The sequence below is a fragment of the Algoriphagus machipongonensis genome (genome assembly GCF_000166275.1).
Lineage (GTDB): Bacteria > Bacteroidota > Bacteroidia > Cytophagales > Cyclobacteriaceae > Algoriphagus > Algoriphagus machipongonensis.
In genome coordinates this window covers 3,839,711-3,857,600 of sequence record NZ_CM001023.1, presented here as the reverse complement: position 1 = coordinate 3,857,600, position 17,890 = coordinate 3,839,711, and the positions used below count along the sequence as shown (strand labels likewise).

At 39.8% G+C, this 17,890-nt stretch carries 13 protein-coding genes; 8 read left to right on the top strand and 5 right to left on the bottom strand.

What is annotated here, in order from left to right; translation table 11 throughout:
* The first annotated feature begins 37 nt into the window (after window positions 1–37).
* The 8 genes from ALPR1_RS16240 to ALPR1_RS16205 all read left to right on the top strand — a co-directional run bounded on the left by ALPR1_RS16240 (window position 38) and on the right by ALPR1_RS16205 (window position 11,664).
* The gene (locus ALPR1_RS16240) at window positions 38–3,571 is read left to right on the top strand and encodes a SusC/RagA family TonB-linked outer membrane protein (RefSeq protein WP_237701574.1); all 3,534 of its coding nucleotides are present in this window, start codon (window positions 38–40) and stop codon (window positions 3,569–3,571) included.
* An 11-nt stretch (window positions 3,572–3,582) separates the two neighbouring features.
* Window positions 3,583–5,100 carry a SusD/RagB family nutrient-binding outer membrane lipoprotein gene (locus ALPR1_RS16235; RefSeq protein WP_008202326.1) on the top strand — a complete coding sequence of 506 codons (1,518 nt, stop codon included), beginning with the start codon at window positions 3,583–3,585 and terminating at the stop codon, window positions 5,098–5,100.
* Window positions 5,101–5,160: 60 nt separating this feature from the next.
* Window positions 5,161–6,096, top strand: coding sequence for an RraA family protein (locus ALPR1_RS16230; RefSeq protein ID WP_008202325.1), 936 nt, complete (start codon window positions 5,161–5,163; stop codon window positions 6,094–6,096).
* A gap of 26 nt (window positions 6,097–6,122) precedes the next feature.
* On the top strand, window positions 6,123–7,400 hold the full coding sequence (locus tag ALPR1_RS16225; RefSeq protein WP_008202324.1) for a mandelate racemase/muconate lactonizing enzyme family protein: 1,278 nt from the start codon (window positions 6,123–6,125) through the stop codon (window positions 7,398–7,400).
* A gap of 50 nt (window positions 7,401–7,450) precedes the next feature.
* The gene (locus tag ALPR1_RS16220) at window positions 7,451–8,413 is read left to right on the top strand and encodes an RraA family protein (protein ID WP_008202323.1); all 963 of its coding nucleotides are present in this window, start codon (window positions 7,451–7,453) and stop codon (window positions 8,411–8,413) included.
* A 113-nt stretch (window positions 8,414–8,526) separates the two neighbouring features.
* Window positions 8,527–10,011, top strand: a complete 1,485-nt coding sequence (locus tag ALPR1_RS16215; protein ID WP_008202322.1) for a mandelate racemase/muconate lactonizing enzyme family protein — start codon at window positions 8,527–8,529, stop codon at window positions 10,009–10,011.
* Between the two features lie 162 nt (window positions 10,012–10,173).
* Window positions 10,174–11,187: a bile acid:sodium symporter family protein gene (locus ALPR1_RS16210; protein WP_008202321.1), complete on the top strand. Its 1,014-nt coding sequence runs from the start codon at window positions 10,174–10,176 to the stop codon at window positions 11,185–11,187.
* A 57-nt stretch (window positions 11,188–11,244) separates the two neighbouring features.
* Window positions 11,245–11,664, top strand: a complete 420-nt coding sequence (locus tag ALPR1_RS16205) for a nuclear transport factor 2 family protein (RefSeq protein WP_008202319.1) — start codon at window positions 11,245–11,247, stop codon at window positions 11,662–11,664.
* Between the two features lie 34 nt (window positions 11,665–11,698).
* On the opposite strand, the gene ALPR1_RS16200 is transcribed toward ALPR1_RS16205, so the two are convergent.
* From ALPR1_RS16200 to ALPR1_RS16180, 5 genes are all read right to left on the bottom strand, one after another.
* Entirely contained in the window at window positions 11,699–12,406 is a 708-nt protein-coding gene (locus tag ALPR1_RS16200; protein WP_008202317.1) for a class I SAM-dependent methyltransferase, read from the bottom strand.
* Window positions 12,407–12,452: 46 nt separating this feature from the next.
* Window positions 12,453–13,319 (bottom strand): cation diffusion facilitator family transporter, encoded by an 867-nt coding sequence (locus tag ALPR1_RS16195; protein ID WP_008202315.1) that lies wholly within the window; start codon window positions 13,317–13,319, stop codon window positions 12,453–12,455.
* A 109-nt stretch (window positions 13,320–13,428) separates the two neighbouring features.
* Window positions 13,429–14,736, bottom strand: coding sequence for an APC family permease (locus ALPR1_RS16190; protein ID WP_008202313.1), 1,308 nt, complete (start codon window positions 14,734–14,736; stop codon window positions 13,429–13,431).
* A 135-nt stretch (window positions 14,737–14,871) separates the two neighbouring features.
* Complete coding sequence (locus ALPR1_RS16185) at window positions 14,872–16,635, bottom strand: arylsulfatase (protein ID WP_040303780.1); 1,764 nt, start codon at window positions 16,633–16,635, stop codon at window positions 14,872–14,874.
* A 34-nt stretch (window positions 16,636–16,669) separates the two neighbouring features.
* Complete coding sequence (locus ALPR1_RS16180) at window positions 16,670–17,803, bottom strand: DEAD/DEAH box helicase (protein ID WP_040302937.1); 1,134 nt, start codon at window positions 17,801–17,803, stop codon at window positions 16,670–16,672.
* Window positions 17,804–17,890 lie beyond the last annotated feature (87 nt).

Sequence of the window (17,890 nt, the reverse complement as noted above, 5' to 3'; positions counted from 1 at the left end):
ATGATTTTTACCCAAAATAACCTCAACCCCCTAAAACATGAAAAAGCTATTACTATTCATGTGTATAGGCTGCTCGGTTTTGTGGCATGCAAATTCGCAAGTCACAGACTTAATTGCGTCTGGGCAGACTATTAACACTGCTGGAAAAGCCAGCAAAACTTTTATTGATTTACAGCAAAGCCTAAACCGGCTTGAGCAAGAGTTTCGGGTCTCCATTGCCTATCAGGATGAAATCGTGAAGGCAAAAAAGACTCTGGCAACAATGGATTCTTTTGAATCTGTGGAGCAGGCATTAAACATGCTACTCAAAGGTACTGGTCTTAAATATGAGAAGGCCGGAGAACGATTTTATATTATATCTCAGAAAAAGCGAAGTCAGGTTCCATCCTTAATTAGCCAGGATGCTGTTTTAGTAAATTCTTTACCTGCCTCCAACACAATTAATACTGGGAATACTTTTAGTGGAATAGAAAACTCTAAAGTTGAAAAAAGGAGAATTGAAATCGGTGGAAGAGTAACCGATGAAAATGGCAATGGATTCCCTGGAGTAAACATTCTATTGAAAGGGACAACAACAGGATCGGTATCTGATTCTCAAGGTAATTATGTGATAAATGTAGAAAATGAAAACGCAGTATTGGTTTTCTCATTTGTCGGATATGTGGATCAGGAAATTGTAGTAGGTAGCCGATCTATAATAAATGTTCAATTAGAAGTGGATGAGAGTAACCTGGAAGAAGTCGTAGTGACTGCTCTGGGAATTGAAAAATCAGCCAAGAGCTTAGGTTATGCCACTTCAACAGTTCATTCAGATGAGCTTTCTATTAATAGAACTCCTAATGTGATGAATGCACTGCAAGGGAAAGTAGCAGGAGTAAGTATTTCAGCTTTGGGCTCTGGTCCAGGAGGTACCTCAAAAATAAGAATCAGAGGCCAGTCATCCATTTCAGGTCAAAATAATCCTCTTATTGTAGTGAATGGCGTTCCGATTGATAACACCAATTTTGGTTCAAACCCCGGAAATAATGCATCAGATAGTAGTATCGGTGTAAGAGGTGGAGGAAATACATCGGATGGAGGAGACGGTTTGTCAAGTATAAATCCAGATGATGTGGAAACCATGACGATTTTGAAAGGTGCCGCAGCTGCTGCATTATATGGTTCCCGAGCGAAAGATGGAGTCATCATGATCACTACTAAGAGTAAAAATGATTCAAAAGGAATCGGAGTTACCTTTAACCTGAATTACACCAATGAGCAACCTCTAGATTTTACAGATTACCAATATGAGTATGGTCAGGGAGAGCAAAACGTAAGACCTACTACACCTAATCCTACTTCTGGTCAATGGTCGTTTGGTGAGAAGTTTCAACCTGGAATGACTCAGGTACTTTTTGACGGAGTTACAGTTCCTTACGAGCCGATAAGAGGAAGAGTGAAGGCGTTTTTCAGAAATGGTCAAAATGTAACCAATTCAATCACATTGGCAACCTCAAGTGAAAAAGGAGGAATGAGTTTATCCTTTTCAGATCTTAATAGCAAGGGGATAGTTCCTAATAATACCTATAACAGGAAGACAATAAACCTTGGTTTTGCCTATAACCTCAGTCCTAAATTTAGCTTTAGAGGTAATTTCAATTATTCTCACGAGGAGAATGAAAACCCACCAAACATTGGTCAGCAGGATAATACAATCCCGGTAGCACTTTATAATATGGCTAATTCTATGCCGCTGGACGTGTTGAGAGATAACAGATATGATGAAAATGGAAATGAGGCGGTTTATTCAAGATTCAGAAACAGAACCAATCCTTATTTTACACTTTCTGATCAGTTTCAAAATATCAAGCGAGATAGAATTTTCGGAAATATTGCTCTGAAATATTACCTAGCCGATTGGCTATTTGTTCAAGGTAGAGTTGGGCAAGATTACTGGAGTAGAGATCAGGATTACAACAACTTTCCTACGGGTCAAGCATCCAGAGCTCCAGCACCGGCGGGTTTTGTCAACGGGGTCTATACCCAAGAACAAAGACGATTTAGAGAGATCAACACTGACTTCTTAATTAATGCAAACAAAAAGTTTGGTGAATTTGGAGTAAATGTAAATGTCGGTGGCAACCACATGCAGAGAAGATCGGATTTAAATAGCGTACAGGTGACCGACTTTGTCGTAAGAGATTTGTACACCGTTCAAAATGGAAGAGCAAAAGATCCTCTCTATGATTTAAATGAAAGAGCAGTGAACTCGCTTTATGGTTCTGCGGAATTATCATTTCAGGATAAATTTTTCTTGACTGGTACTATTCGAAACGATTGGTTCTCTACACTTTCAAAAGAAAACCGAAGCATTTTATACCCATCGGTATCTGCTAGCTGGGTATTTCATGAAAACTTGAATACGACTGGCTGGTTGAATTTCGGAAAAGTAAGAGCCGCCTATGCTGAGGTGGGTAGTGATGCTGACGTCGGGGCTTATTCCAATGTGCTTTTTTACGGAATCAATAATAACCTCTTTGGTGGTCAGCCTGTGGGAGGACCAAATGGAACAAACCTTCCAAACCCAAACCTTAGACCTATGAGAATCGGTGAGGCGGAAATTGGGTTTGAATTGAGCATGTTTCAAAGCAGGGTAAGTCTAGATATGGCGCTTTATAGAAAGTTGACAACTGATCAGATTGTAAGTGCGCAGATTTCGGATGCTTCTGGATTTGTTAACACCTCCATTAATAGTGGAAAAAGTGAAAACAAAGGAGTGGAAATGCTTTTGACTTTGGTGCCTGTTGAAACTAACGACTTCACTTGGGAAGCATCCATGAATGCTGCATACAATAAAACTGAAGTTTTGAGCTTATTGACCGACCAACCTGGAGAGCGAATCACAGTTGGTACCCATGTTTTCAACGGGGAACTTCGACAGATTGTAGGAATGGAAATGGGACAAGTTGCTGGATTTGGATACAAAAGAGATGACCAAGGCCGTAAAATTTTCGGAGCTAACGGAATCCCATTAAGAACTTCTGATTTAGTAAATTATGGAAGTGCATTGCCAAACTGGGTGGGAGGTTTTACTAACTCTTTCAATTACAAAGGTGTCATGCTTTCTTTCTTGATAGACTTTAAGTTAGGCAACATCATGCTTTCCGGAACCAACTTTAATGCTGTCCGACATGGTTTGCATAAAATGACCTTGGAAGGAAGAGAAGGTGGCGTAGTTGGTGAGGGTGTAAATGAGGCAGGAGAAATCAATACCGCTGTGGCACCTGTACAATCCTATTGGGAGGTGGTGAGATCTCAAGCTTTGGTAGAACCTGTTGTTTTTGATGGGGGATACTGGAAATTGAGGCAAATCACATTGGGATATGATTTTACGAAACATCTACCAGCGAATCAGCCCTTCAAATCCGTCAAACTCAATTTTGTTGCGAATAATGTACTCATGCTAAAAAAATGGGTTGATAACATAGATCCTGAATCCTTCGGGTATTCTTCCGATAATTTGGTCGGTATGGAATCTACAGGTTTACCTTCTACCAGAGGGTTAGGATTTAATCTAAATGTCAAATTTTAAGCCCCAGAGTCATGAAAAAGTTACTTATTAATATATCGTTTTTAGTTGCAGCAGCTTTTGTGATTTCTTGTGATAGTAATTTCGATGAGCTGAATACCAATAAAGTTTCTGCTACTTCCATAGACCCTGCATTCCAATTAAATGCAGCAATCGTTGGCTGTGCTTATCCTAATGGTAGTTTGATCTATGATATTGGAGTTGTTCAGCAGATTATTTCTCCTAATTCAGGAGTTTTGACAGGAGCAAATTACAATCAGGATAACCGGAATGCCACTCAGGAATTATGGCAGGGTTATTACCGAAATGTCATCAAAAATACGCGTGATGTCATTAATAGAATCCAAGATCAACCCGAGAGATCAAATCTGCTTCAGATGACTAGGATCATTCAGGCTTTTGCATTTATGATTTTAACGGATGATTACGGCAGTATTCCCTATTTCGAAGGTGGGCAAGGTTATTCTCAACAGGTTTATCTTCCTGTCTATGATTCTCAGCAAGTGATTTATGAGGATTTAATTAAAGAATTGACAGAGGCGACTTCCGCATTGAATCTTTCTGGGAGAGTAGAAACAGCGGATATCCTGTATGGTGGTGATTTGGAAAAATGGAAAAGCTTTGGGTATTCATTATTACTAAGAGCTGGTATGAGATTGAGTGAGGTAGATGCTAGCAAAGCCCAACAAGTTGTCCAATCAGCATTTCAGGGAGGTGTGATTTTATCTAATGAAGACAATGCAGTGATCCTTCATGATCCTAACTACACCAATACGATCGGTAACCTTCTTAATTCTACCGAAGCTTCCAATTTTTACTTGACGGCTCCATTTGTGGATTATTTACGAAGCAAAAATGACCCTCGACTTTCTGCCATTGCCATTACCTATGTAGGAGCAAAGTCAGGTCCAGAACAAACAGTTGCAAGCGGTACTTACGACGCAAGTGTACATGTAGGAATGCCTATGGGTAATGACAATGCGGGTGCTGTCAAAGCAGCTGCAGATCTTGGATTAGCAAGTTTCTATGAATTTGCTCAGGCAGACAGAAGAAGGGTAGCAAAAAATACAGCTCCAAACTTCCTTGTAACTGCCTCTCAAAATAATCTATTGCTGGCTGAAGCCAGACAAAGAGGTTGGATTACAACAGGGGATGTTGAATCCTACTATAATGCTGGAGTAAGAGCTCATATGGAACAATTAGGCTTCGTAGATGAGAACTCAGCAATTCCTTCCGATGAGATTGATGCCTATCTAGCTGCTAATCCTTTTGATGCTTCCAAAGCGCTTGAACAAATCAACACGCAGTATTGGGTTTCATCATTCTTGAATGGTCCAGAAGCATTTGCAAATTTTCGCCGATCAGGATTCCCCGTACTAGACTCTAATCCTTTTCCAGGAAAAGAAGTGGATTTTATCAACCGGTTGACTTATCCTAATTCAGAAATTTCTGTCAACTCGGAAAATGTCAATGCCGCCATTTCTACCCAAGGTCCGGATAATCTAGCTACGAAAGTTTGGTGGGATAAATAAAAATAGAACCGAGTTTGTAATTGTCAAACTCGGTTTTTTTAATATTAGTTATATTCCAAAATGACAAAAACCTATATAATCTTACTTGTTCTATCCTTTTTTGTGATAGAATCTTTTGCACAGAAGATATCAAAAGAAGAAATGCTTTTTCTAACCCAAAAATGGACCGGAGAGCGGTTTGAGGATGGTCGGCCAAAAGTATCGGATGATATTCTCAGGAGAATGAAAGAAGTTACTCATGATGAGGCCTGGGCTGTTATGAAAAATGAAGGCTATCGCTATCAATATGCAGACGGTTGGGGCCTAACCATTAACCCAGACAGTGTCTTGGTGGGAAGAGCTTTGACAGCCACATTTATGCCCGGACGTCCTGATATCCATGACGCCATTGATGAGCGAGGAAAAAAAGAAGGAAAGCGTGGTCAAAATTCCTGGCCTGTAGATTTATTACAGCCTGGAGATGTCTATGTGGTTGATCAGTTTGGAATCCATAATGGTGGCCCCACCATTGGAGATAATGTAGGCAATGCGATTTACGCCAAATCAGGAAATGGGATCGTTTATGATGGTGCTATACGCGACATAGTTGGATTGAAAGAAATCGGTTCATTTACCTCTTATGTTTCCAGCTATCATCCTTCCCATCATAATCAGCCCGGGGATTTAAACACCATGCTGATTGGAATCAATAAACCTACTAGAATTCATCAAGTGACAGTCATGGCAGGAGATGTGGTCCTAGGAAGAAATGGGGGAGTATCCTTTATCCCGGCACATTTGGCCGAAAAAGTAGTAGTTACTTCAGAAGTGGTTCGCCTTCGAGATATGTTTGGTCATCAGCGCTTGAGAGAAGGGAAGTATACAGCTGGTCAAATAGATACCAGATGGTCTGACGAAATCGAAAAAGATTTTTCCCAATGGCTAAATGATCATATCGACGAACTTCCTATTGCAAAAGAACAAATACAGGAAATCCTAAAGAAAAGAACCTGGTAACCTATTAGTAAACTCAATACCCACCCATGAATAACAAAAAATCACGTAGATCATTCCTACAAAAAGGAGCTGCACTTGGATTAACCGGTGCTGGTTTAATGACCAATTTTGGCCAAGGATTACAAGCAGCAGTTCAAAAACAAAACAGTTTTTCAAATCCATCTGATTTAAAAATTACAGATGTCAAATGCGGCTTCGTTCGAGGGGCTGTATATGTTAAAATATATACCAACCAAGATGTTTGGGGTTGTGGCGAGGCCGTAGATGCCATTCATGGATCTTATTACTTAGTGAAAAGACTCGGTAATCAGATCAAGGGTCAAAATCCACTAAATCCTAATCGGTTAGCAGAGCAATTAAGAAAAGGGTCCTTTTTTGGAGGTGCTCAGTCTGGTGTTTTTGTTGCGGTTTTGACGGCTATAGAGACAGCACTTTGGGACATCACAGGAAAGGTATTTAACGTTCCGGTTTACCAACTTTTAGGAGGCAAATTCCGGGATAAAATCCGTGTTTATTGCGATACGGCGCTTTATGCTACTACTAATCCAGAACCTTCAGATTATGCTGCTGCAGCAAGAGATGCCGTGGATAGAGGGTATAATGCAGTGAAATTTGATGTGGATAATGGAAGGGATCCTAATAAATACGATCGGTATAATTGGACTGCCAACCCAGCTGAAATTGACCGCATGTACAATGCTATTGCGGCGGTAAGAGAAGAAGTAGGTCCCAATATCGATATTTGTGTGGATATGCACGGAAGGTATGATGCTGTAACCGGGATGAAGATGGCTAAAATGTATGAGCCTTTGAACCTGATGTGGCTCGAAGAACCTGTTCCTGCTGATAACCCAGAAGTCTATAAGAATATTAATCAGGAGACAAGCACTCCAATTTGTGCTGGTGAAAATATTTATCTCGCCTACGGTTTTACAAAACTACTTTCTGATGGAGCTTTAGATATCATCATGCCCGACTTACAAAAGGCCGGTGGATTAGGCGAGGCTCAGCGCATTGCTAATTTGGCTAATCTTTATTACGTGCCTTTTTCGCCTCATATGGTTGCATCATTTCTGGGGGCTATGGCTAGCTGTCATGTTTGTGCCTCGGTACCTAATTTTCAGGTTATGGAATGGCAAATCTATATGGACACGGATGAGATTTGGAAGGATATCGTGACCTACGATGGTCCAAGAACTGAAAACAGCTTCATTACTCTTTCCGAAAAACCAGGCATTGGTGTAGAAATTAATGAGGAAGGAATGAAAAAACATGCCGTACCTGGAATTCCATTTTTTGAGTAAAAAATAGAATTCAATTACCCAAAAATTAACCTTAAAACCCTTCATGACCCATGACTAGTAAATTTTTACAAAAAGGCTTTATTTATGCCTTTGCACTTTCTGCCATTATGATGATTCACTCTGTGAACGTAGAAGCCCAGAATGTGGGGGCCTCACCAGAGTATATCAAAGCGTTGACTTCCCAATGGACTGGAGAGAGATTTCCTGATGGAAGACCAAAAGTTTCTGATTCCATACTAGAGCGACTAAAAAACATCTCCATAGAAGAAGCTTGGGGAGTTTTACGAAATAAAGGATATCAGAATCAATACGAAGGTGATTGGCAAATAATGCTTCCAGATGAAGCGATGACTGGTAGGGTAGTTACCGCCCAATACATGCCATTAAGACCCGATTTAGAAAAACAAGTGAAGGATCAAGGAGTCGAAAAAGAAGGGAGATCTCCAAAAGGAGGGACCAATTCTTGGCCGATTGATATTCTCACCAACGGGGATGTTTATGTAGCAGATGGCTATGGAAAAATCGCTGATGGCACACTGATAGGAGATAATTTAGGGAATGCCATTTATGCAAAATCCCAAAGAGGAGTAGTTTTCAATGGCTCAGTTCGAGATCAGGAAGGTCTATCAGAAATTGAGGGATTTAATGCCTGGATGAAAGGACAAGATCCATCTTACATTCAACAAATGATGTTGACCTCCATTAATGCTCCAATCAGAATCGGTCGTGCAACTGTACTTCCTGGAGATGTGGTGTTGGCTAAAAAGTATGGAGTGATATTCATTCCAGCCTATTTGGTGGAGGACTTGGTATTGACTTCTGAAGTTACTGGCCTGAGAGATGAGTTTGGTCATCAGAGACTTCGGGAAGGAAAATACCTTGCAGGACAAATCGACAGCCAATGGACAGAAGAAATCAAGAAAGACTTTTTGGACTGGTTGAATAACTATCCTGGCAAACTTCCGATGACCAAAGAAGAACTGGATAACTATCTGAAAGAGAGAAATTATTAAACTTTTACGAGTGAATCTGGAAAGGTGATTTTTTGGCCTTGATCAGACTCATTTTGCTGGTTAAAAACTAACTAGCCCTCTATCATATTGATCTAACAAAAACCCGAAATACCATGAAAAATACCTTAAAAGACCTCATTGAAAAGAATAAAATCAGAGAGCAGCAATACGTAGCACAACGTCAAGCCGAAATTGATAATCCTTTGACAAAAGACAATAGGAGAGATTTTTTGAAGAAAACGGCATTGGGAGGGCTGAGTCTTTCAGCATTGATGGGACTGAGTATAGAAGATACTATGGCGGAAACAACCAAAAATGTCCAAAGAGCTTCAGCACCATCTGATCTGAAAATTACAGATCTGAGATATGCACTAACCAACGTTATGGGAGGAACAGCCATTCTTAGAATCGATACCAATCAAGGAATTTATGGGCTGGGAGAGGTGAGAGATGGAGCGGATCCCAAATATGCCTTGATGCTGAAGAGTCGGATTTTGGGAGAGAACCCATGCAACGTGGAAAAATTATTTAAAATCATCAAGCAGTTTGGAGGGCAATCCCGTCAGGCAGGGGGAGTCTGTGGAGTAGAGATGGCACTTTGGGATCTTTGTGGAAAGGCATATAATGTGCCCGCTTGGCAATTGCTAGGTGGAAGGTATCGGGATTCAGTGAGATTATATGCAGATACTCCTGAGGCAAGTTCTCCAGAGGAGCAGCTGAAACTCATTAAATACAGAACAGAAGAACAAGGGTATACTTGGCTGAAAATGGATGTTTCCATTGGGGAAATCATGGACATACCTGGTTGTATCGTAAACCCTGAGATATTTAAGCAGGGAAAAAGCCAATGGCAAGGTGGATACATGTCCTACGCAAATACTGCGCATCCATTCACAGGAGTTCAAATTACCGAAAAAGGACTGGACGAACTCGCCAAGATTGTTGACCATGTGAGAGGAATGGTAGGATATGAGATTCCACTTTCTACAGACCATTATGGGCATTTTGATCTAAACAACTGTATCAGATTAGGTCAGGCTTTGGATAAATATAGACTTGCCTGGCTTGAGGATATGGTGCCTTGGCAAATGTGGGAGCAGCATAAAACCATTACTACTGCACTTAATACTCCAACCACCACGGGAGAGGACATTTACCTTCTTAAGTATTTCAAAGACCTGATAGATAATCATGCGGTGGATATTGTGCATCCTGACCTGGCATCTTCAGGAGGTCTTTTGGAAACAAAACGTATCGCAGACTATGCCGAAGAAAAAGGGATTTCTATGGCCATGCACCAAGCAGGGACTCCTGTTTCATTTATGGCTAATGTCCATTGTGCTGCGGCAACGCAAAATTTCCTTGCCTTGGAGCATCATTCTGTCGATGTACCTTGGTGGGAAGATTTGGTGACTATGACTGGTGGAGGAAAAATGATAGATAAAGGATATGCACCTGTACCTCTGGATGCTCCGGGACTAGGAATCGATTTGAATGAAGAAGTGATCAAGGCTCACCTTCACCCATCTGATAATTCTTATTTTGCGCCTACCGACATGTGGAATGATAAACGTTCTCATGACAGGACCTATAGTTAAGATCTTGATTATTAAAAAAGAAATATCTGAGAGCTTGCATTTTGACAAGCTTTCAGATTAAATTTCAATACCACCCAAAATATCAGCAATTTGAACCCTAAAATAACTAAGGTACTCACAATCCTTTCCCTCGTTTTATTAGTTGCGGCTATTGCAACCAGCTTGTTCTCCGGTATCGCAAATGCCAGCTTTTTATGGATCGGATTTTTCTTTATCTGCGCCATATCATTTTTAGGCAATCCTAATTTAAGAGGGTACGCTTTTTCGATGATAATATTTGGCTCAGTGGCAATTGCCCTTTATTTCCCGCAATATTTCATTGAGTTCAATGGATTTAAATTCAGTGCACTCATCGTTCCATTGATACAAGTGATCATGTTTGGAATGGGGACTTCCATGAGCATTAAAGATTTTCTGGGCGTGGTTAAGATGCCCAAAGGTGTTTTGATCGGAGTTATTTGCCAGTTTTCGATCATGCCTTTTATAGGGTATACACTTGCGAAAATCAGTGGTTTTCCACCAGAAATAGCAGCTGGAATGATTCTGATAGGTTGCTCGCCAAGTGGGATGGCTTCAAATGTGATGAGTTATTTGGCGAAAGCAAATTTGGCACTTTCTATTACTATAACTTCAGTAACCACCTTGATGGCACCTTTTGTTACACCATATCTAATGGGATGGTTAGCAGGTGAATTTGTAGCAATTGATGTGGTAGACATGATGTTTAGTATTGTGAAAATGGTCATCATTCCAATTGGAGCAGGCTTGATTTTTAATTATTTCCTACAAGGAAAAGCAAAATGGTTGGATGATTTAATGCCAATCATCTCTATGGCAGCCATCGCCCTTATTTTGGTGGTAATTGTGGCAGCAGGAAGAGACAGCTTGTTAGAGATCGGACCTATTCTCATTTTAATGGTGGTTTTTCATAACCTTGCGGGCTATACGCTGGGATATTGGGCAAGTCGTCTATTTAGGATGGATGAAAGGGATTGCAGAACAATTGCCATTGAAGTAGGAATGCAGAATGGGGGACTTGCTTCGGGAATAGCAAAAGAAATGGGGAAAATTGCTACCGTGGGTCTCGCACCAGCGGTCTTTGGTCCATTTATGAATGTGTCAGGGTCCATTTTAGCCTCCTATTGGCACAAAAAACCCATTGAAGAGGAGAGCTAATTTCAATTTCAGTTTTTCAAACCCAGAAATACAATCATTTTAATCCAGATCAAAACGATGAAATCCATAGTAACACTCGCCTTTATTATTTGTAGTTTTTGCTCCTTTGCTCAAACTGAGAAAGACCTTGAAAATCAAGTTGAAAAACTTAGGCTTGCTCTAATTGATCCTACTGAATCAAATTTAAAGGAGCTAAGTTCTGCTTCACTAACTTATGGACACTCTAGTGGGACTTTAGAAAATCAAGATCAATTTATAGAGGCACTAGTGTCAGGTAAATCAGATTTTGCCTCTATTTCATTTGAAAATCAAGAGATTTTGGTTGAAAAGAATATTGGAATCGTACGCCATTATCTAGTTGCCGATGTGGTTGAAGGAGACAAAATAAACCCGATCAAAATCGGGGTGATGTTAGTTTGGCAAAAGGAAAAAGGAAGTTGGAAGCTCCTAGCCAGACAGGCTTACAAGCTCCCTTAATAGATTTATTTCTGCTTTCTTCTGATTGATATTCTTACTTGATTCCACCAAATGCCCCAAAGCACATGTTTTTGTGGAGGATTTCTGTACTGCTAAACCCAACCTTTTTCATCAATTCCAGCTGGTAGCTCATAGATCTAGGTGAATCTTCTTTGGCTACATAATCCAAGACTTTTTTTCTATAGTCTTTGCCACCTAATCCCTCTAAATAATCTCCATACCTATCCCAGGTATACTCATCTAAAATAGGATTTTCTTGGGTGATCAAATCTGAAATCATCAAACAACCTCCTGGTTTCAGTAAGTGATAAAGCTTGGTAAAAGTTTGTTCCCAATCTTCATCATCTCTTAAATGATGCAAAACAGCACCCGCTAAAATAATATCAAACCCATGGTCTTCTAGCTCAGCTTCTCTGATATCTGCCTGGACACTCTTTATTTTTCCTTTGGAAACTTTAGATACTCGCTCTACTGCTTTATCTAGCATGGGTTGGCTTAAGTCTACCAAAGTGCAATGCAGGTTTGGTAACTTTGATAGCATCATTAATGTGTAATTTCCTGCTCCGCAACCTACATCTAAAACATGACTTGCATGTGGAACAATTCTTTTGGCAGACTCTGTGATCAATTCCAATGAAATGCTGGCATCAATAGTGGCTAACTGGCCAGTTTCTAGGTTAGAAAATCGTTCGACATCCTTGTCAAATCGAGCTCTTATTTCATTTACAGAAGACTTTTCCATTAGAAAGTGAATTTTGGGTATTAGCTAGAAAGGTAATAATTATTGCTCAGGCAGGCTCTATATGAATTAAAACATGTCCAAGTTGAGGGATTTCTTTTTGAAGCTTATCTTTTAACAGATGGGCAATGTCATGGCCTTCCGTCACTGTGAGATCTCCTTCTACATGGGCATGTAAATCTACATGATACTCCATGCCTGCTTTTCGAATAAAGCATTTCTCTGTTCCTTTTACACCTTTTACCTGCAATGAGATTTCTCTTATTCTACTGATTAGCTCGTCATGATTATTCTCATCCATGACTTCGCTTAAAGCAGGTCTAAAAATCTTGTAACTGTTGTAAACAATAAATAAAACAGCAATTAAAGCAGCGTAGTCATCTGCTGATTCATATCCCTCTCCAAAATAGAGGGCGACAGAAATCCCTATAAATGCAGCAATGGAAGTAATTGCATCACTTCTATGATGCCAGGCCTCAGCTTTTAGAGAATTGGACTTTATTTTAATGCTTCTTCGAATAACAATTTGATAGGATATTTCCTTCCATAGAATGATGGCTCCCAAAACCCATAAAGTAAAGTTTTCTGGAAGTTCGTGTGGAGTAAGGATGTGCTGGATCGACTGATAAGCAATCGTCGAAGCAGAAACAATCAGAAACACCACAACCACGAATGTGATTAAAGGTTCCGCTTTACCATGCCCATATGGGTGGTTTTCATCTGGAGGTCGATTAGCATACCTGAGGCCTATCAAAACTAAAACTGAGGCAAAAACATCCAAAACGGATTCGATTCCATCAGCGATTAATGCATAGGAATTCCCAAAAATACCGGCAATAAATTTGATAGTTGCCAAAGCAATATTTCCCAGCAAACTGAAAATGACGGTACGTATGGCTAAGTTCTTATTGGGCATTTTAATGGAATCCAATTAAAGAGGAAAACAAAGAGTTTTTCCTTCAGGAAAATGTAAGGGTCGACAAAGTTCAGGCTTTTAGGAACCCTATGAAACAATTTTCAATTTTTTATTCTACAGCTTTTTGTTGCCTTCCAAACCAATATAAAATTGTTCCAATCAATATTAATATACCTGTTAACCAAACAGAGGTCCAACTCACCTGAAGCATCAACCACAGACAAGCCAGAACGCCTAAAATCGGAACCAATAAGCCCCCTTTGATTACAAAACCATTTTGATTTTTAAACTTGGGGCGTAAAACCGGAATGGCAACACAACTCATGATAAAGAGAAATAGCCTGGATAAAACGGTCATGGCAGCCAAAAAAGTAAAGGAACCCATAGCTGCTAAGATGAAGGCAACAACTCCGAAAAATAGGACTGAATTTGCAGGCGTTAAATAGTTGGAATGAACTTCCCCAAACCATTTAGGAAGTGATTTCTCAATTGCTAAACCGTAAGTGATTCGGGTAGCCGAAAACATGGAGCCAATCAAATTAGCTAATACAGAAGTGGCAACTCCTATCATCAAGAGCACTGCTCCGGTACTTCCCAAAAGAGCAGATGCTGCATCTAATAAAGGGGTTTTACTAGCTGCTAAATCAGGAACTGCTGCCTGGGAAACTAACTGGATCAACATGTATAAAACGACCACTATTCCCAATCCTAGTAAAAGGCCCAATGGCATATCTCTTTGAGGTCTTTTAGCTTCTCCTGCTGGAACAACTGCTCCTTCAAATCCTACGAAAGCATAAATCAGCAATAAAGCTGCCGCTCCTAAATTGGTACTGCTTGGGAGAGGGCTATTAAAATTAGGGATAACATCAGGACCCAAAACCACAAAGCCTACGAAAACTAATCCAATCAGCACTGAAAACTTAATGATTGTAAACAGGGTCATAGATCTAATAGATTCTACAGACCCCAAAACATTGATCAGAGTCAAGGCACCTACGGTAATGGCCAAGGAAATGATTCTTCCATAACCTTCAGCCGCAATGGGTAAAAAGTAAGCAATGCTATCAGTAAGCAAAACCGTGTTGGCAGCAAAAGATATTAACCTTGCTAAATAATAAAGCCAGCCACCTTGAAAACCAATAAAAGAACCAAAAGCCATTTTCCCATATTTAATGGGGCCTCCAGTTCCTCTGAAATAACTGCCAAGCTCGGCGAAACAAAGAATTACCGGAAGCATCAGAAGCGCACAAAAAGCGTAAATCCAAACACTATATTCTCCAGCCAATCTCGCTGCTCCCGAAGGTAAACCAAAAATCCCAGCACCGATTAACCCATTTACCACCAACATCCAAATTCCCCAAAGTCCTAAATTTCTTGGTAATTTTTCTTGGACTTCTGAATTAGAATAATCTGGCATGAATTGGATGGTTTAGAATTTTGTAGCTAAAAAGATAAGCCAAAAAATGTATCTAATGAATATGAATTATAAAGAGAGGTGGTTTTTTTGATAATAGGGAGAGCTATTCGTCAATTTAAAACGAGCTAAAAAGTGCTATTTTTTTAAAATTTCTACCCAAAATGGAAAAATCTGTTTCCCGTTAACTTGATAGAAGGGGATTAATTCTGTTTCCATTTTAGGTAGCTCAACTCCCCTCATTTCTATAATATCTAAATCTTGTTCAGATTTTAATTGAAGCTGATTTACAATCGCACCGGTTTCTAAAAACATTTTACCATTGGAAGGAACAGGCTTTATAAATTTGAATTTGAAGTCGTATGTTCCAGGTTCAAGTTTCACATCCCAGAAACCATACACCTCTTCCTGTGCCCAAATCCCTCTTTGTCCCGAAGCATCGTTACGGTTGAGAAAAATTGGATTTTCAGCTTCATTTCCCACATGAATTTTGGGTGGATTAATTAGATTTTCTTCTGAAATTAATTCTAAGTAAAGCTGGTCCAACTCATTTTTAAGCTCCAGGCCTTTTGAGATTTTGGAGGTAATCAAATTTGATTGTTCGTAAGGATCTTCCTTTAAATTATATAATTGAAAATCTTCAATTGAGGCATCATAATCTGTTTTCCCAACAAGCTTCCATTCTGAATTTTGAATAGAAATATTGCTGTATTTCTCCGGGAATTTCCTGTTCCAATAAGAAAAAAGGCTTCTGTTTTCAAATGAATCGACTTCACCTATTAATAGAGGTAAAAGGCTTTTTCCATCGATTTTCCTGTCCAAAGGAAGTTGTATCCCTACTAAATCGGCAATGGTTGGAAGGATATCTATATGAGCAGAGAGGGTATTTATTTTTCGGTTCTCTGAGAGTTTTTCCGGGATATGAATTAATAAAGGCGTTCTAATTCCTCCCTGATATACATTCCCTTTAAGACCCCTAAGGCCTGCCAAGTACCGCTGCTGCTGCGGCCCATTATCAGTGAGGAAAATGATGATAGTTTCATCCTCTATTTCCAGTTCTTTTAATTTTGCAAAGAGGTTTTTCAGGTTATCATCGATATTTTCCACCATGGCATATACTTTCCTTGCCTCTTCTTTTTGAGAATCAGACATAGGATAAAATGGTCTTTCATCTGATTCATAACCAGTGCTAGTGTCGATGTTTTTATACTTTTGATAATACTCCTCAGGAACCTGAAGTGGAGTATGTGGGGCGTTAAATGATAAGTAGGTGAAAAATGGTTGATCTTTATTTTTTTCTATGAACTCAATCGCGGCACTTGCAAAAATATCAGAACAATAGCCCTGATAGGACTCTTGGCGGTTATTATGCCAAAGTACTGGGTCGAAATAACTTCGATCCTTTTGAAAATAGGTAGTGAAGTCACCGACTTGTCCCATTCCGCCTGATAAGTGAATTAAAGATTCGTCAAAACCTTGATCACTGGGCCGCATAGGATAATTATCTCCCAAATGCCATTTGCCAAAAATTCCGGAGGTGTAATCGGATTTTTGAAGTAATTCAGCTATCGTGATTTCATCGGGGGACATCATTGCCCCGCCATTATAAGTATCTCGTATGCCTGTGCGAAGAGAATATCTTCCCGTCATCAGACTGGCACGAGTAGGTGCACAAACTGGAGACACATAAAAGTTAGTGAACTCAAAGCTGTTCTCTGCCAACTGATCTATCGTTGGGGTGGAAACATGTTTGTTTCCTGTAAAGCCAAAATCCCCATACCCTTGATCATCGGTGATAATAAGGATGATATTAGGTGGTTTTTGAGCAAATGTGAATTTTGAGGCACAAAAGACTAATAAAAGAATGGTTAAAAAAGAAAGGTGCTTTTTTAGTGATTTCATATCCATTAGTCTTGGTTAAAAATTATTTTTCTCCTTAAAGGTCAAGATCATCGGTGCTTCTGAGTTGCACATGCTTTTTCATTTTCTTTTGAATGATCTTAAAATGATGTAAATCTTCTTCTGTAATCAAGGAAATTGCCTCTCCCGTAGCTCCTGCTCTCCCTGTTCTTCCCACACGGTGAACATAATCCTTTGGGGATCGAGGTAATTCAAAGTTGATTACTAAAGGTAAAAACTGAATGTCAATTCCTCTTCCAGCTAGGTCAGTAGCTACTAGTACCCGGGTTTTACCTGATTTAAACCTTGCTAAAGCTTCTGTTCTTGCTCCTTGGCTTTTATCTCCATGGAAAGCCAACGCATCAATTCCATTCTTCACCAGCTTTTGAACAAGGTTATTGGCAGTTCGAATTGAAGAAGTGAAAACCAAGATTTGGCTCCAATCCCCCGAGTTAATAATATGTCGGAGCAAGGGCCCTTTTTTCTCTGCACTGATTCGGTAAGCATATTGGTTGATAAGATTCATATCCACCTCAGCAGCTTTTACAGAAATTCTTTTGGGATCTTTAAGGAGGGATGAAATAACCTCTTCTAAGGTTTCGTCTTGGGTCGCGGAAAAAAGGATCGTCTGACGGTTTTTGGGAATATCTGCAAGAATTTGATCTACTTCTTCCCGAAAGCCCATGTTTAGGACTTTATCCATCTCATCCAAAACCAAAATCTCAACATCTGAAATGGAGAGCGCGTTTTTAGACAGTAGGTCTAATAGTCTTCCTGGAGTAGCAACCAAAATATCTGTTCCATTCAATTTCATCATTTGCGGATTGATGGAAACTCCACCGAATACAGCAAGTGTTTTGATTCTTCTTTCCAAGAACCGGGAAAAGTTATCTGCTACCTGTGCTACCTGCGCTGCCAACTCTCTCGTGGGTACTAAAACCAAAACTGGAATATTTCTGCTCCTATGTTCTTTTTTGCCTTGCAATAACTGAAGGATGGGTAGAATATAGGAAGCGGTTTTACCCGAACCTGTTGGGGCTATTCCCAAAATATCTTTGCGATTCAAAAATGCAGGAATGGCTTCAATTTGGATAGGGTAGGGCTTAGTATATTTGGCTTTTTCAATGGCAGTTAGCAACTGCTTGTTCAAACCAAGGTCAGAAAAATTCATAATCATCAATTTTGCCAAAGTTAAGGATGTTATCTCAATTGAAGAGGGAAATTGGGGATTGATAAGGGTAGTTGATTAACAAGCTGA

Coding starts and splice junctions, on each gene's coding strand:
- ALPR1_RS16185 (WP_040303780.1), bottom strand. CDS start 16,635: ATGAAATCACTAAAAAAGCACCTTTCTTTTTTAACCATTCTTTTATTA.
- ALPR1_RS16235 (WP_008202326.1), top strand. CDS start 3,583: ATGAAAAAGTTACTTATTAATATATCGTTTTTAGTTGCAGCAGCTTTT.
- ALPR1_RS16230 (WP_008202325.1), top strand. CDS start 5,161: ATGACAAAAACCTATATAATCTTACTTGTTCTATCCTTTTTTGTGATA.
- ALPR1_RS16215 (WP_008202322.1), top strand. CDS start 8,527: ATGAAAAATACCTTAAAAGACCTCATTGAAAAGAATAAAATCAGAGAG.
- ALPR1_RS16190 (WP_008202313.1), bottom strand. CDS start 14,736: ATGCCAGATTATTCTAATTCAGAAGTCCAAGAAAAATTACCAAGAAAT.
- ALPR1_RS16220 (WP_008202323.1), top strand. CDS start 7,451: ATGACTAGTAAATTTTTACAAAAAGGCTTTATTTATGCCTTTGCACTT.
- ALPR1_RS16240 (WP_237701574.1), top strand. CDS start 38: ATGAAAAAGCTATTACTATTCATGTGTATAGGCTGCTCGGTTTTGTGG.
- ALPR1_RS16200 (WP_008202317.1), bottom strand. CDS start 12,406: ATGGAAAAGTCTTCTGTAAATGAAATAAGAGCTCGATTTGACAAGGAT.
- ALPR1_RS16205 (WP_008202319.1), top strand. CDS start 11,245: ATGAAATCCATAGTAACACTCGCCTTTATTATTTGTAGTTTTTGCTCC.
- ALPR1_RS16195 (WP_008202315.1), bottom strand. CDS start 13,319: ATGCCCAATAAGAACTTAGCCATACGTACCGTCATTTTCAGTTTGCTG.
- ALPR1_RS16225 (WP_008202324.1), top strand. CDS start 6,123: ATGAATAACAAAAAATCACGTAGATCATTCCTACAAAAAGGAGCTGCA.
- ALPR1_RS16180 (WP_040302937.1), bottom strand. CDS start 17,803: ATGAATTTTTCTGACCTTGGTTTGAACAAGCAGTTGCTAACTGCCATT.